At 63.4% G+C, this 232-nt stretch carries 1 protein-coding gene; it reads left to right on the top strand.

Annotated elements, in window-relative coordinates; genetic code table 11:
* Positions 1-26: 26 nt before the first annotated feature.
* The coding region (locus tag J7E68_RS01320; RefSeq protein ID WP_215169148.1) for a metal-sulfur cluster assembly factor at positions 27-232 on the top strand (206 nt) is incomplete at its 3' end.

Here is a 232-nt window from a genome sequence, read left to right as displayed (position 1 = left end):
CCCCATCGAGGCGTAGGCTGATTCGCATGACAGCCAGCCTCACCGACGCGAAGTACGACGAGGTCACCGAGGCTCTCAAAGACGTCATGGACCCCGAGCTCGGGATCAACGTCGTCGACCTCGGCCTGATCTACGACCTCGCGTGGGATGACGAGAACGATGCTCTCGTCATCCACATGACGCTCACCAGCGCAGGCTGCCCCCTGCCCGACGTGCTCGAAGACCAGACCGC

The organism is Microbacterium sp. ISL-103 (assembly GCF_018613995.1).
GTDB lineage: Bacteria > Actinomycetota > Actinomycetes > Actinomycetales > Microbacteriaceae > Microbacterium.
Note: the sequence above shows the minus strand (reverse complement) of the source record. Positions and strands in the feature narration are given on the sequence as shown.